This is a genomic window from Nocardiopsis coralliicola (assembly GCF_054779695.1).
Genome location: NZ_BAAGXT010000051.1, coordinates 26,959 through 40,645 on the forward strand (window position 1 = coordinate 26,959; position 13,687 = coordinate 40,645).

Sequence of the window (13,687 nt, forward strand, 5' to 3'; positions counted from 1 at the left end):
GTTCGGAAGGCAGGGCCTAGTCCTCGGGGTGCCGCGCCTGGGGGGCGGGTGCGGCGCTGTCGTCGGGGCGGGTGCGGAGGCTGCGGAGTTCGGCGAGGGCGTCGTCGAGCTGCGCCTCGGCGCGTTCGGCGCGGAGGAGCGCCTGGGAGCGGGCGTCGTCCGTGGCGGCCTGGCGGGCGTCGGCGGCCGCGCGGACCTCGTCCAGGCGGGCCTGGGCCGCCGCCTGCTCGTCGGCCATCCGGGTGCGGGCGTCCGCGGCCTGCTCGCGGGCCTGCACGGCCTCGGAGCGGGCCGCCTCGCGCTCGGCCGCCGCCTGCTCCCGCGCCCGGTCGGCCTCCTCGGCGGCACGCTGCGCAGCAGCGGCGCGCTCCACCGCCTCGTCTGCGCGCTGGGCGGCCGCTGCTGCCTCGGCCTCGGCCCGGTGCCGGGCCGCCGACTCCTCGGCGGAGCGCTCACTGAGGCGGTCCGCCTCCTCCTGCGCCGCAGCCAGCTCGGCCCGGCCCCGCTCTACTGCGGCGCGCGCCTCGTCCCGCTCTGCCGCGGCCTCCTGCGCGCGGGCGGCGGCTGCGTCGCGCTCCTCGGCAACGGTGCGGATGCGGGCGGCAGCCTCGTCCCGCTCGGCCAGTGCGCCGTCGCGCTCAGCCAGCGCCTCGTCCCTGCGGCCGAAGGCACCGTCGGCCATGCGCTCGGCGGCGCCGGCGGCGGCAACCGCCGATGCCGCCGCCTCGTCGGCCGAGGTCCGGTCGCGCTCGGCCGTCCGGCGGCGGTTCTCCGCTTCCAGCCGCGCCGCGTCCGCCTCGGCCACCCTCCGGTCGGCCTCCAGCCGGGCCGCCTCCACCTGCGCTTCGGCGCTGGCGGGGTCGGTCATCGTGCGAAACGCCGCGGTCGCCTCGGACAGGGTCGACGACAGCTGCTCCGCCTGCACCGAGAACCGGGTGAGGAGGTCGTCGGCGCGCAGCCGCGCCCGGGTGACCGGCTCGGCGGCCGCTGCTCCGGGCGCGGAGGCTCCGGCCGCCGGCGCTGCAGCACCCTCCGGCGCGGCGGCCGCGCGCTCCAGCTGCGCCTCTTCCTCCTGCTGGCGGCGCTGCCGCTCGCGCCAGGCGCGCCAGCGGGTGTGCTCGGGCAGGTCGCAGTACTCGGGCGGGCGCCCGGGCGCAGAGGTGCGGGGCACCGGGCGGTCGCACCCGGGGAAGTTGCAGGTGTTCGCGTCGGCCACCCGACGAGGGTAGCGGTGGCCGGCGGTGCTGCGCGTCAGCCGCGGCCCGCGGCGCAGAAGCGGCGCAGATATTCCGGCGCGGTGGCGCCCGCCGGCATGCCCGGGTCGGGCACCGGCTCGCCGGGACCGGAGGCCAGCGGCACGACTCCGGCCCAGTGCGGCAGCCCCAGGTCGCGCTCCTCCTCGCTGACGCCGCCGCTGCGCACCTTCGCCGACACCTCGGCCAGTTCCAGCCGCAGCACCGCGGTCTGCGCGAGCTCCTTGGCGTCGGCCGGGCGGCAGTCGGCACTGCGGCCCGGCACGATCGCGTCGACGACGTCGTCGAGCGCGCGGCGCAGCTCGGCTTCGCCGGCGACCCGGTGCGCGGTGCCGCGCGCGACGACCGACCGGTAGTTCACCGAGTGGTGCATACCCGAGCGCGCCAGTACCAGCCCGTCCACGTGGGTGACGGTGACGCAGACCGGCAGCCCGCCCTGCGCGGCCGCGCGCAGCGGGCGGCTCCCGGTGGACCCGTGCAGCAGGAGGCTGCGGCCCTGGCGCGCGTAGAGCGTGGGCAGGACGACCGGCAGCCCGTCGCCGTCGGTGAAGCCGAGGTGGCAGAGGAAGCCGTCGTCGAGGATGGCGTGCACGGTGTCGGCGTCGTAGTGCGCGCGGTCGCGGTTGCGGGTGGGAGTGGTGCGCGGAGTGGCGGTGTAGCCGGCCGGACGGGTCACGGGTCCCCCTCGGATCCTGCGGAATTTTTTGTATGGCCTCCAAAATAGATCGTACTAGTAAGAAGTGCGGAGCGCGAGCGGTGCGGGGGTCGCGCAGGCGCGCCGGCGGCGGACGCCTTCGGCGCCGGCCGGACACGCCGAAGGGCGCCGTCCCCTCCGGACCGGGGGCGGCGCCCTTCGCGCGCGGTGCTGTCTGTGCTGCCCGGCCCTGCCGGGCGGGCGGCGGGGCCGGGGCCGTAATGTCGGGGAGCGTGCCCTCAGTCCAGCGCCCCGGTGCCGCCGATGCGGCTCACCATCGTCGTCATCAGCGGGCGGAAGCCCTCCTGCTCGAGGAAGCTGATGTCCTCGGAGCTGCCGGCGAGCGCGGACAGCTCGAGGTCGCGCACGCCCTCGGCGGCGACCTGCAGCCGGACCTCGTCCAGCAGCCCCGATCCGACGCCGCTGCCGCGCGCCTCCGGGTGGATGGCGAGGGTCTGCACCACGGCCACCCGGTCGCCGCGGTCCCAGGCGCCCTGGGCGGCTTCCTTCATGGTGACCACCGCGTAGCCCAGCGCCGTGCCGCCGCGCTCGGCCAGTACCGCGAGCGTGCCCGGCTCTTCGAGCCAGCGCAGGTACTGCCCGCGGCGGCGGCGCCAGGACTCTTCGGGGTTGCGCGAGGCGACGACGTCGCCCACGGCCGGCGCGATCTCGGTGTGCTGGGCGTGTACGACGCTCCACAGGTCGGCGAGCGCGTCGATGTCGCTCCGGCCGAGGAAGCGGTAGCGCAGCGTGCCCTGCGCCGTGCTCGGCGTGGTGGCCAACGAAATCTGCATGTTCTTCTCACCCGTTTCGCCCGCGTCGGTGCAGCGGATACCCGCCGGAAGCATCCCCCGATGTCCGGGTTGAGCTGTGCTTCTGACCGTACGCGCCGGTCAAGTGCCGCGACGGGAGGACACAAGGAAAAGGAGTCGCGGACATCGTGATCGGAGAAAAAATGCAGGATTTCGCTGTACTGGGTCCGGGTGGCGTCGGCGGTCTGGTCGCGGCGCTGCTCGCCCGCTCGGCCGGGCGCCGCGGCGGCGGCGCTTCCGGCGCGGACCGCGCAGCCGGCCCCGGTGGCAGCGTCACGGTGGTGGCCCGCTCCGCCACCGCGGAGCACATCGCTGCGCACGGCATCGCCGTCGCCTCGGCGGCGCACGGCGACTTCACCGCGCCGGTGCGCGCCGTTCCGGCCCTCGACCGCCGCGCCGACCTGCTCGTCGTCGCCACCAAGGGCCACGGGCTCGCCGCCGCCCTGGAGCGCATCGACCCGGCGCTGCTCGACGGCGGCCTGGTCGTGCCCCTGCTCAACGGCGTCGAGCACCTCGCCCTGCTGGCCGAGCACTTCCCGGGCGCCGCGGTCCTGCCCGCCGCGGTGCACGTCGGCGCGTTCCGGACGGCACCGGGCACCATCGAGCACACCAGCCCCTACCACCGCATCGAGATCTCCGGCGGGGCCGCCGCCGAGCGCGCCGCCGCGGTGCTGCGCAGCGCGGACATCGACGTCGCCGTGCGCACCGACGGCACCGCCCTGCTCTGGGACAAGTTCGCCTTCCTGCTGCCCACCGCCCTGGTCTGCGCGCACGCGCTCGCGCCGATCGGCGCGGTCCGCGAGCAGCGGGCCGGCGACCTGGCCGCCGTCGTGGACGAGGTGGCCCGCGCCGCCGCGGCGCACGGAGCCGCGGTCGACACCGCCGCCGTGCACCGCACCATCGCCGAACGGCCCTGGGGCACCCGCCCGTCGATGCTCTTCGACCGGGAGACCGGCCGCCCGATGGAGCTCGACCCCCTCGGCGGTGCACTGCTCCGCGCCGCCGCGGCCCGCGGTATCGACGTGCCCGTCACCGAGCGCCTGGTCGCCGACCTGCGCGCCGCCGAGCGCGCCGCGGACTGAGGAGGAGCCCGCCCGGATCCGCCGCCCCCGGGTGGGCGACAATGCCCACGGGACCGCGCCGAGCAGCGGCGGGCGATGGGAAGGACGGCACGATGGCCGAACGGGAGACCACGCGCCGCGGCGCGGTTGCAGCGGCGCAGTCCGGCGGCGGGCACACGGCGGACGCGCTGGGCCGCACCGCCGTCCTCTCACCCGGAGGTGTCGGCGGACTCGTGGCGGGCCTGCTCGCCCGCGACGGCTACGACACGGCGGTCGTGGCCACCGAATCCACGGCCGCGCACATCGCCGCCGCCGGGCTGCGCATCGAGGCGTCGGCGTTCGGGGACTTCACCGTGCACCCGCCCGCGGCGCCGGCCCTGGACCGGGACGCCGACGTCCTCGTCGTCGGCTGCAAGGCCACCGCGCTGGACGCGGCCCTCGACCGCATCCCGCCCGAGCACGTGCGCGGCGCGCTCGTCGTGCCGCTGCTCAACGGCTTCGACCACATCGACCTGCTCCGCCGCCGGCTGCCCGATGCGCACGTCCTCGCGGCCGCGATCCGGGTCGAGTCGACCCGGATCGCCCCCGGGCACATCGTGCAGTCCAGCCCGTTCACCGCGCTCGACATCGCCCGCGCTCCGGGCGCCCCGCCCGAGCGGCTGGACGCCCTCGCCGCCGCCCTCGCGGCGACCGGCCTGGAGGTCCGCCTCCGCGACGACCCCGCCGAGGTGCTCTGGCGCAAGTTCCAGTTCCTGCTGCCCACCGCGGCCGTCTGCGCCCACCGCGGCGCCGACATCGGCACCGTGCGCAGCGGCGAGGGCCGCGCCGACCTGCACGCCGTCGCCCGCGAGGTCGAGCGGGTCGGCCGGGCCGAAGGCGTCGCCCTCGACGCCGGCCGCGTCCTGGAGATGTTCGACGGCATCCCCGGCGGCACCAAGCCGTCCATGCTCCGCGACCGGGAGGCCGGGCGCCGGATGGAGGTCGACGCGCTCGGCGGCGCCTTCCTCCGCCGCGCCGCGGCCCACGGGATCCCCGTGCCCGCCGCCGCCCGCATCGTCGACGGCCTCCACCGCATCGACGCCGCACTGGGCTGAGTCCAGCACCGCCGGCTGCGGAGAGCACCGGGAGGGCGCGGCCCGGCCGCCGCGCCCTCCCGGCCGGCGCCCGCAGGGGGCGCCGCGCAGCGGCCTCAGAAGGCCCCGAAGGACAGCCCGAGCACAGAGACTGCGGCGATCCCGATCAGCGGCACGACCACCGTCACCATGCCGATGTCCTTGTAGGACTCCCGGTGGCTCAGCCCGCACACCAGGAGCAGGGTGACGATCGCGCCGTTGTGCGGCAGCGAGTCCAGCCCCGTCGCCGCCATCGCCGTGGCCCGGTGCATGACCTCCATCGGGATGCCCTGCTCGGTCGCGAGCGCGGTCAGCTCCTGGCCGAACGTCTCCAGTGAGATCGTCAGACCGCCCGACGCCGACCCGGTCACCGCCGCGATGCCCGAGGTGGACAGTACCGAGGTGATGAGTGCGTTGTCGCTGACCGCGAAGATCGAGTCGCGGATCAGCGCGAACGCCGCCAGCGATCCGACGACCGCGCCGTAGCCGATCTCGCTCGCCGTGGTCGCGGCCGGGATCACCGCCCGCTTGGCGCCCTCGGAGACGCCGGCGGCGAACGCCCGCACCGACCGCGGCTGGGCGGCGACGATCACGGCGATCCCGGCCACCATCCCGGCCGTCACGCTCCAGAGGCCGGCGACACCGCTGAGGTCGGTCCCGCCGTAGGCGTCCCCGGCGAGGTAGCCGGTGTCCATGGCGGGCAGCACGGCGTAGGTCATCAGCGCGTTGGCGGCGACGACCGCCAGCACCGGGAGGAGGCCGACGAATCCGCGCAGCGCCGATCCTTCGCCGGCCGGTCCGGGCTTCTCGGCCGCGGGGGCGGCTGCCGCGGCGGTCCGGGAGCCGCCGGGGCGGCCGCCGCCGGCCGCACCGCACCCGCCGCCGGACGCGTCGCCGGTGCCGGAGCCGCCCGCGCCGCCCGCCTCCGCCGCGGCGCGCTCGGCGTCGGTCGGGTCGGCGAACGACTCGCCCGCGGCGCACAGCCGCGCCTTGCGCCAGTTCAGCCAGCACAGGCCCAGCGCGAAGACCAGGGCGCCGGAGACGACGCCGAGCAGCGGCGCGGCGAAGGTGTCCGTGCCGAAGTACCGCGTCGGGATGGTGTTGTGGATCTGCGGCGACCCGGGCAGCGCCGCCGTTGCGAAGGTGAAGATGCCCAGCGCGATCGCCGCCGGCATCAGCCGCCGCGGGATGTCGGCCTCGGCGAACAGCGCCTTCGCGATCGGGAAGATGCTGAACACCACCACCCAGGCGCTCACGCCGCCGTAGGTGAGCAGCGCCGTCGCCAGCACGGTCACCAGGATCGCGCGGTCCGCGCCGAGCAGCCGGGAGATCCACGCGGCGAGGTCCTGGGCGAAGCCGCTGACCGACATCAGCGTTCCGAAGATCGCGCCGGTCAGGAAGAGCGGGAAGAAGCTGGCGATGAACCCGCCCATCGCCGGCATGAAGATCTGGGTGTAGGTCGCCAGCAGCGGCGCGCCCGCGAAGACCGCGGCGACCAGCGCCGCCAGCGGCGCGACCACGATGACCGAATGGCCGCGGTAGGCGAGCGTGATCAGCAAGACCAGGGACAGGGCGATCCCTGCGAGTCCCAGTGCCATGGGGTGCCTTCGTTTCTGCGCGCCCTGCAGCTGCGGGGCGCCGGTCGGGAGTGGGGGTGGAGTGCGGCGGGGCAGGGCCGCGGGGCAGGGCCGCGGCCGGCGGCGCGCCGGGCGCGCCGCCGGTCCAAGAGGGGGGCCGGCTGCGCCGCGCAGCCGGCGCGAAAGCGGCTGTCGCGGAGAAGGGGCGGACGGGCGGGGGAGCGGCCGGCGGTCAGATGCCCAGCACGATCCGCTCCCCCGATGCCCGGGAGCAGCAGGCCATCATCCGCTCGCCGCTGCGCCGCTCGGCCGGGGTGAGGACGGTGTCGCGGTGGTCGACCGCGCCGCCGAGCACCGGGACCTCGCACGTTCCGCAGATGCCCTCCTCGCAGTTGGACGGGATCTCATAGCCCGCCTCGCGCAGCGCCTGCAGGGCCGTGGTGGTGCGCGGAACCCGCACCGTGCGCGCCGAGTCCTCGAGCACGAGGTCGAACTCCCGCTCCTGCTCCGGGTCGAGGGCGCCGGCCTGCGAGGCGAAGTGCTCCACGACCAGTGCGCCCTCCGGCCAGTCCGCGGCGGCGCCCTGCAGCGCGTCGACCATCCGCTGCGGGCCGCACGCGTAGACGTGCAGGCTCCCCGCTGTCGCCTCGCCGGCGGCCGAGGCCATCAGCTCCCCGAGGTCTGCGCGCCCGCCCTCGCCCGAGCAGTGCACGCGCAGGTGCGCGCCGTGCTCCTCGGCGAGCTCCGGCAGGAACGCCATGGCATCGCGGCTGCGCCCGAGGTAGTGCAGTTCGTAGGGAACCCCGCGGCGCCGCGCCCAGTCGGCCATCGACCGGATCGGGGTGATGCCGATGCCGCCGGCGACGAGGACCAGCCGGCCGGGGTCCTCCGGCAGCCGGAAGTGGTTGCGCGGGCCGCGCACCTCGACGGTGTCCCCCTCGGCGAGGTGCCGGTGCAGCCACGCCGAGCCGCCGCGCGACTCCTCCTCGGCCAGGACGGCGATCTCGTAGTAGGGCGGCCGGCCGGCGCTCATCGGGCAGCCGCCCGCCGGCGCCTCCGCTGCGCCCTCGGCCGGGCCGAACAGCGAGTACTGCCGCACCAGTCCGGTGCCGCCGCAGACGACGCTGATGTGCGACCCGGGGGTGAACCGCGGCAGCGGTGCCCCGTCGGCGCTGGCCAGCCGGATGTGCCGCACGCCGCGCGCCGCCTCCGAGACGCGCTCGACGCGCATCGGCCGGCCGCGGTGCTCCTCGCGCGGCTCGCCGATGTTCACGCGCAGCTTCGGCGCGAGCACCGACGGATCGGTGCGCTCCGGATTGCGCTCGGGGTCCCACTCCACCCACAGGTGCTCGGGGCCGCGGAACGACGTGTTGGGCACGTAGCTGAACTCCTGCTCGGCCAGGCGCAGGTGCGGGAGGCGGGCGGTGAGCTCCTCCAGGAAGACCTGCATCTCCATCCGCGCCAGGTTCTTGCCCAGGCACTGGTGGGCGCCGTAGCCGAAGGTCAGGTGCTCGCTGGAGTCGTCGCGGTGCAGGTCGACGAGGCCGGGGTCCTCGAACCGCCGCCGGTCGTGGTTGCCGGAGGCCGACACCATCAGGATCCGCGCCCCCGCGGGGACCGGGACGCCGCCGATCTCGGTCGCCCGCGTGGTGATGCGCCGCCACGCCGCCTGCGACCCGTTGTGCCGCAGGCACTCCTCCACCGTGTTGGGGATCAGCGACGGGTCGGCGCAGATCCGGTCCCACGCCGGCCGGTTCTCCAGCAGCAGCTTGACCGCGTTCGCGCTGGCGTTCGCGGTGGTCTCGTGCGCCGCGACGATCCCGGCCATCATCATGCTGTGCAGGTAGGAATCGGTTACGACGTCTGGAATGTCCTGCTGGCGGCGGACGCCGTACTGCATCCAGCCGTCCTCGTCGGGGTTGCGGCGCATGTGGTCGAGCACGCGGCCCGAGTACTGCCAGAAGTTGCCGACGGCGTGGGCGACCGCGAGCTGCTCCTCGGGCCCGGGACGGCCCCAGGTGTTCACCGTGTGCGCGATGGAGTAGCGGCGCAGCGCCGGCTTGTCCTCGTCGGGCACGCCGAGGAACTCCAGGGCGACCGTCAGCGGGATCTCCCAGAACATCTGCTCCACCAGGTCCGCGCGGCCGTCGCCGATGAACGCGTCCACGTAGGACCGGGTCAGCGCGCGCACCATCGGCTCGCGCCGCGCCAGGTGCTCGGCGGAGAACGGCTCCATCAGCGCCCGCCGCCGCGCCATGTGCTGCGGTTCGTCCTCGTTCACGAGGGTGCGCTTCATGCCGTAGTCGTAGGAGGCCAGTACCTCCTCGGCCGCCTGCGAGGTCGGGGTGATCTTCTCCAGCGCGACCGCGGGGGAGAACACCGCGTTGTCGCGGAAGATCCGCTTGATGTCCTCATAGCGCGTGACCACCCAGTAGCCGAGCCGCTCGCTGTAGAAGACCGGCTCCTCTTCGCGCGACCAGGCCACATAGGACGGCGGGTCCTGCTGGTAGCCGTCGCTGAACGGGTCGAACGCCGCGGCGCGCACCGAGGCCGCCGGGCATCCCGGGGGCGCACCCGCCGCGCCGTCCGCCTGCCGAACCGGAGCCATGACCCACCTGCCTGTTCATCTATCGCGCATTGAACGCCATTTATCGCACAAGGTAGCGTGCGCCACATCACGCCACAAGGGGCGGGGTGGGATGGATCACCGCTGCGCGGCCGGGCCGGCTCGCCAGGCGCCGCGCTGCTGCGCCTAGGGAGTGCTTTGTGAAGGCCAGCGAGAGGCAGCCTGGTGGTCGCGCAGCCAGGAATGGTGCAAAAAACACGACCTAGGCGTGGCGGGTGGGCAACTGCCCTGCTGCGCGGCGCCCTGGCGCGCCCCTTGCTGCGTCCTCCTCTCCGTGCGGAGGAAAACCGCCCTGACTCCCTCGTCGGCCGGGCGGCGGGTGCACCGCCGGCCCCGCTCGCGGCAAACCCCATCCACCCGACACGCCCCCGCGGCGGTGCCGGTCGGCGCTGCGCGGACGAGCGGACAAGCGGGCGTACAGAGGGGTGGAGGAGGCGGAGGGGCGGTCAGAGCGCCCGGAACGCGGTGTGCGCGGATCGCGCGGCCGCAGCGCCGGCCTCGCGGCCGCCGGCGCGCCGGCCGGCAGCGGAGGCCCGCCGAAGGAGGGTCAGCCCTTCTCCAGCAGGCGCCGCAGCGCACCGGCGGCGTGCTCCAGCGGCGGGCGCGCCGCACTGACCGCCAGGTCGCCGGCCGCGCCGAGGCGGATCACGCCCACCGAAGCCTCGACCTGCAGCGCGTCGGCGCTGCCGAGGCCGACCGCCATCCCGACCGTGCCGGGCTGGTTCTCGCCGGAGGTGACCGAGTAGCCCAGGCGCCGCGCCTCGGCGGCCGACGGCGGCTCGCCGGGCGACGCGGGGCGCTGCGCGAGGATCGCGACGCCGTCGGCGCCCTTGGCGAGCGGGTGCCGGAACCCGACCTGGAACCGGATACCGAGCGAATCGACGGTCGACGGCTCGGCGACGGCCAGCGCGAGCGCCTGGCCCGCGTCCTCCACCGTCACGAACGCCGTCATGGCGACCGCGTCGGCGAGGTCCTGGATGACCGGCTGGGCGACCGTGCGGAACTGCGCCATGAACCTGTGGCTGACCGCGAGCACGCCGGACCCGAGCCGGTAGGTGCCGTCCGGGCTCCGCTGGGCGAAGCGGCGGCTCTCCAGGGTGTCCAGGATCCGGTAGGCGGCAGCGCGGTGCACGCCCAGCGCGTCGGCGAGCTCCCGGACCGTCACACCGCTGCGGGCGCGCGCGATCACGTCGATCGCCTCCAAACCCCGGTCCAGGGTCTTCAACGCCGGCATGCGCCCACCTTGTCCGAATCGCGAGGGGCCGTCCGCGCTCCGCCGGGGGCGGCAGCCGGACGGCTGCGGTGCCGTGCGCCGCGGAACAGCTGTCGCCGAGAGACTAGCGCCCGCGGCCCGGCGCGGCGCGCCCCGCACCGGCGGCGTGCACGGGATCACGCAGTGTCCGGGCCGGTCGCGGGCGGGATGCGGGGAGCGGGCGCCTAGATTGGAGGCATGATCGATCTCCGCCGGCTGCAGCTGCTCCGCGCCCTGGACCGGCACGGGACCGTGGCCGGGACGGCAGACGCGCTCGGAGTGACGCCGTCGGCCGTGTCCCAGCAGCTCACCGCACTCTCCAGAGAAGAGGGCGTGCCGCTGGTCGAGCGGAAGGACCGCCGCTTCCTGCTGACCGGGGGCGCGCGGGTGCTGCTCACCCACGCCGACGCGATCTTCGCCGAGCTGGAGAGCGCCGAGGCCGACCTGGCCGCGCACGCCGAGGGCAGCATCGGCGTCGCGCGCATCGGCTCGTTCGCCACCGGGATCTCCGACCTGCTCGGCCCCGCGGTCGCCGCGCTCGGCCGCAGCCGCCCCGGCTGGCGGTTCGAGATCATCCAGGCCGAGCCGGAGCAGGCCACCGAGATGCTCCGCGAGGGCGGCCTCGACCTCGCGCTCACGATGTCCTCGGACTACCTGCCGCCCACCGGGTCCGCCGAGTTCCGGATGGACCCGATCATGGTCGAGCCGTTCGACGCGGTGCTGCCCTACCACCACCCGCTGGCCTCCTCCACCGACCTGGAGCTGGCCGCCGACCTCGCCGACGCCGACTGGATCCTGTCCGCACCCGGAACGGCCTGGCACGACTGCGTCTCGGCCGCCTGCAACCAGGTCGGCTTCCAGCCCCGGGTGGTGCACACCGTCGACGAGTTCAGCGCCGTCTTCGCGCTGGTCCAGGCGGGCCTGGGGGTGGCGCTGATGCCGCGGATGGGCTGGACCGGGCTGTCCGCGCCGCACATCGTGGTGCGCACCGTCCGCAACTCCGCCCAGCGCCACATCGTCGCCCTCAGCCGAGCCGGCGCCGACCCCGAGCCGCTGCTCGGCGCGGTCCGCGAAGCCGCCGCCAAGGTGCCGGTGCCCTCGGTCGGGCCGATGCTCACCGGCCCGGCCGGCTGACCGGAGGCGCAGCGCGGGACCCTGCGGTGCGCGCAGCCGGCCGCGGTTGCGCCCGGCGCTATCCGCCCGTCCCCGGTGCACTGGAGGTACCGCCGCCGGCACCGCCTCCGTCCGGCGGCCCTGCGGGCGGCGGCGGGCCGGCCTGGTCGAGCACTCCGGCGGCCGCCTCGTGCAGCAGCCGGGCCAGGACGCGCACCGGCGGCCACGCCCACGCGCCCGGCCGCGCCACCAGGAAGATCCGCCGGTTGCCGCCCAGCTCGCCCAGTGGCGCGTGCGTGACACCGCGCCGGGTGGCCGCGGCCAGCTTCGGCATCACCCCGATCCCGAGCCCCGCTGCGACCAGCTGCTCCACCACCTCCAGGTTGTCCACCCGGTGGCCGATCTGCGGCGCGAAGCCGGCCGCCGCGCACATCCGGGCGACCAGCTCGTCGTCGTCCCCGCCGCGCGAGTTCGCGATCCACCGGGCGCCGGATAGCTCGCGCAGCCGCCGCCGGGTGAGCGGGCGGCTGGCGGCGCCCGGGTCGGCGGAGGGCTGGGAGAGCAGCAGCGCCTCGGTGCCGATCGGGTGCCGGGTCAGCGAATCGGGCAGCCGCCGCGGCACCAGTCCGTACTCGTAGACCAGCGCCAGGTCGGCACCGCCGTCCTGGAGCAGCCCGACGGCCTCCTCCGGCTCGTGCTCGATGATGCGGGCCTCCACGCCGGGGTGCTCCGCGGCGAGGCGGCGCAGCGCCGGCAGTACGACCGGCGGGGTGACGCTGACGAAGGTGGCCAGGTCGACGCGGCCGACCGGTTCGCCGTGCCCGGACAGCTCGGCGCGGGCCGCCTCCACGCGGCCCAGGATGTCGACGGCGCGCTCGGCCAGCCGGCGGCCGGCCGGAGTAAGGCGCACGCGGCGCCCGTCCGGAGCCAGAAGCGGTACGCCGACCTCCTTCTCCAACACCGCGAAGTGCTTGGACACGGCCGAGGTGCCCATGCCGGAGACCTCGGCGACCGCCGCCATGGTGCCGAGCCGCTCGAGCTCCACGAGCAGGCGGAGCCGGGTGAAGTCCATGTGTCCGCTGTCCCGTCCGGTGCGCCGGACCCGCATTCTGTCCGGTTCGTTCCCGGGCGCGCCGAAACCGACCCGCCCTCCGCATCTGCGTCCTCAAACTACATGGTCCGTCCGCCTCCAGTCTGTGGACAGAAACAGAGTGCATCGGTCCAATGGTCGGGTGATCCACTCCCTCATCTCCCGCCTGCGCGGGGCCGGCGCCGCTGTGCCCGCCCCGATCCTCGTGCTGGTCGGCATGTTCGCCCTGCACACCGGTAGTGCGACTGCCGTGCGCCTGTTCGACGCCGTGGGCGCCCAGGGCGTCACCTGGCTGCGCCTGACCTTCGCCGCGCTGCTCCTGATGGCGCTCTCCGGGCCGTCCCTGGTGCGCGCGGTGGCACGCGCCACCTGGCGCGAACGGGGCTCCGTGGTGATCTTGGGCACGGTGAGTGCGGGGATGATGGCCTTCTACTCCGAAGCGACGGCGCGCATCCCGCTGGGGACCGCCACCGCGCTGGAGTTCCTGGGCCCGCTGGTGGTGGCCGTGCTCGCCCTGCGCCGCCGCGCCGAACTGGCGTGGATCGCCGCGGCCGTCGGCGGCGTGCTCCTGCTGACCCAGCCCTGGGCCGGCGGGACCGACCCGGTCGGCATCGCGTTCGGCCTGGCGGGGGCGGTCACCGTCGCGCTCTACATCATCGGCACGCAGGCGGTGGGCGCGGTGTTCCGGCCGGTCCACGGGCTGGCGCTGTCGATGCTGGTCGCCTCCCTGGTGCTCGCACCCGCCGGCGCCCCCCAGGCGCTGTCGGCGCAGAGCCTGCAGGCCCTGCCCGCCGTGCTGCCGGCCGTCCTCGGCATCGCGCTGGTCTACCCGATCCTGCCGTTCCTGCTGGAGATGGTGGCGCTGCAGCGGATGAGCCGCTCGGCGTTCAGCGTCTTCTCCAGCCTGGAGCCGGCCGTCAGCCTCGTGATGGGCCTGCTGCTCATCGCGCAGGTGCCCGGCCCGCTGCAGATCGCCGGGATGATGCTGGTCGTCGCGGCCGGCGTCGGCGCGGCCCGCGGCGACCGGACGCCGGGTTCGGCCCCGCCGAGCGGAGGGCGGCGGCGCCCCGGGCGGCGCGGCCGCGCCGGGCTGCCGG

Annotated in this window: 11 protein-coding genes; 4 read left to right on the top strand and 7 right to left on the bottom strand. The window is 75.7% G+C overall.

What is annotated here, in order from left to right:
- Window positions 1-16: 16 nt before the first annotated feature.
- From ACYVGT_RS24525 to ACYVGT_RS24535, 3 genes are all read right to left on the bottom strand, one after another.
- Complete coding sequence (locus tag ACYVGT_RS24525) at window positions 17-1,216, bottom strand: hypothetical protein (protein ID WP_460862766.1); 1,200 nt, start codon at window positions 1,214-1,216, stop codon at window positions 17-19.
- A gap of 35 nt (window positions 1,217-1,251) precedes the next feature.
- Complete coding sequence (locus ACYVGT_RS24530) at window positions 1,252-1,929, bottom strand: pyridoxamine 5'-phosphate oxidase family protein (RefSeq protein ID WP_460862767.1); 678 nt, start codon at window positions 1,927-1,929, stop codon at window positions 1,252-1,254.
- Between the two features lie 257 nt (window positions 1,930-2,186).
- Window positions 2,187-2,741: a GNAT family N-acetyltransferase gene (locus tag ACYVGT_RS24535; RefSeq protein ID WP_460862768.1), complete on the bottom strand. Its 555-nt coding sequence runs from the start codon at window positions 2,739-2,741 to the stop codon at window positions 2,187-2,189.
- 161 nt (window positions 2,742-2,902) lie between these two features.
- On the opposite strand from ACYVGT_RS24535, the gene ACYVGT_RS24540 reads away from it, so the two are divergent.
- Window positions 2,903-3,841, top strand: a complete 939-nt coding sequence (locus ACYVGT_RS24540; protein ID WP_460862769.1) for a ketopantoate reductase family protein — start codon at window positions 2,903-2,905, stop codon at window positions 3,839-3,841.
- A gap of 92 nt (window positions 3,842-3,933) precedes the next feature.
- Complete coding sequence (locus tag ACYVGT_RS24545) at window positions 3,934-4,914, top strand: ketopantoate reductase family protein (protein WP_460862770.1); 981 nt, start codon at window positions 3,934-3,936, stop codon at window positions 4,912-4,914.
- Between the two features lie 95 nt (window positions 4,915-5,009).
- On the opposite strand, the gene ACYVGT_RS24550 is transcribed toward ACYVGT_RS24545, so the two are convergent.
- The 3 genes from ACYVGT_RS24550 to ACYVGT_RS24560 all read right to left on the bottom strand — a co-directional run bounded on the left by ACYVGT_RS24550 (window position 5,010) and on the right by ACYVGT_RS24560 (window position 10,369).
- Window positions 5,010-6,530: a GntP family permease gene (locus ACYVGT_RS24550; RefSeq protein WP_460862771.1), complete on the bottom strand. Its 1,521-nt coding sequence runs from the start codon at window positions 6,528-6,530 to the stop codon at window positions 5,010-5,012.
- Between the two features lie 211 nt (window positions 6,531-6,741).
- Entirely contained in the window at window positions 6,742-9,117 is a 2,376-nt protein-coding gene (locus tag ACYVGT_RS24555; RefSeq protein WP_460862772.1) for a cytochrome P450, read from the bottom strand.
- Window positions 9,118-9,682: 565 nt separating this feature from the next.
- Window positions 9,683-10,369, bottom strand: a complete 687-nt coding sequence (locus ACYVGT_RS24560; RefSeq protein ID WP_460862773.1) for an IclR family transcriptional regulator — start codon at window positions 10,367-10,369, stop codon at window positions 9,683-9,685.
- Window positions 10,370-10,585: 216 nt separating this feature from the next.
- Between ACYVGT_RS24560 and ACYVGT_RS24565 the strand changes: the two genes are divergently transcribed.
- Complete coding sequence (locus ACYVGT_RS24565; RefSeq protein ID WP_460862774.1) at window positions 10,586-11,521, top strand: LysR family transcriptional regulator; 936 nt, start codon at window positions 10,586-10,588, stop codon at window positions 11,519-11,521.
- Window positions 11,522-11,579: 58 nt separating this feature from the next.
- Here the strand turns inward: ACYVGT_RS24565 and ACYVGT_RS24570 are convergent, their stop codons facing one another.
- Window positions 11,580-12,572, bottom strand: a complete 993-nt coding sequence (locus tag ACYVGT_RS24570; RefSeq protein ID WP_460862775.1) for a LysR family transcriptional regulator — start codon at window positions 12,570-12,572, stop codon at window positions 11,580-11,582.
- 160 nt (window positions 12,573-12,732) lie between these two features.
- On the opposite strand from ACYVGT_RS24570, the gene ACYVGT_RS24575 reads away from it, so the two are divergent.
- A partial coding sequence (locus ACYVGT_RS24575; RefSeq protein WP_460862776.1) for an EamA family transporter occupies window positions 12,733-13,687 on the top strand: 955 nt, incomplete at its 3' end.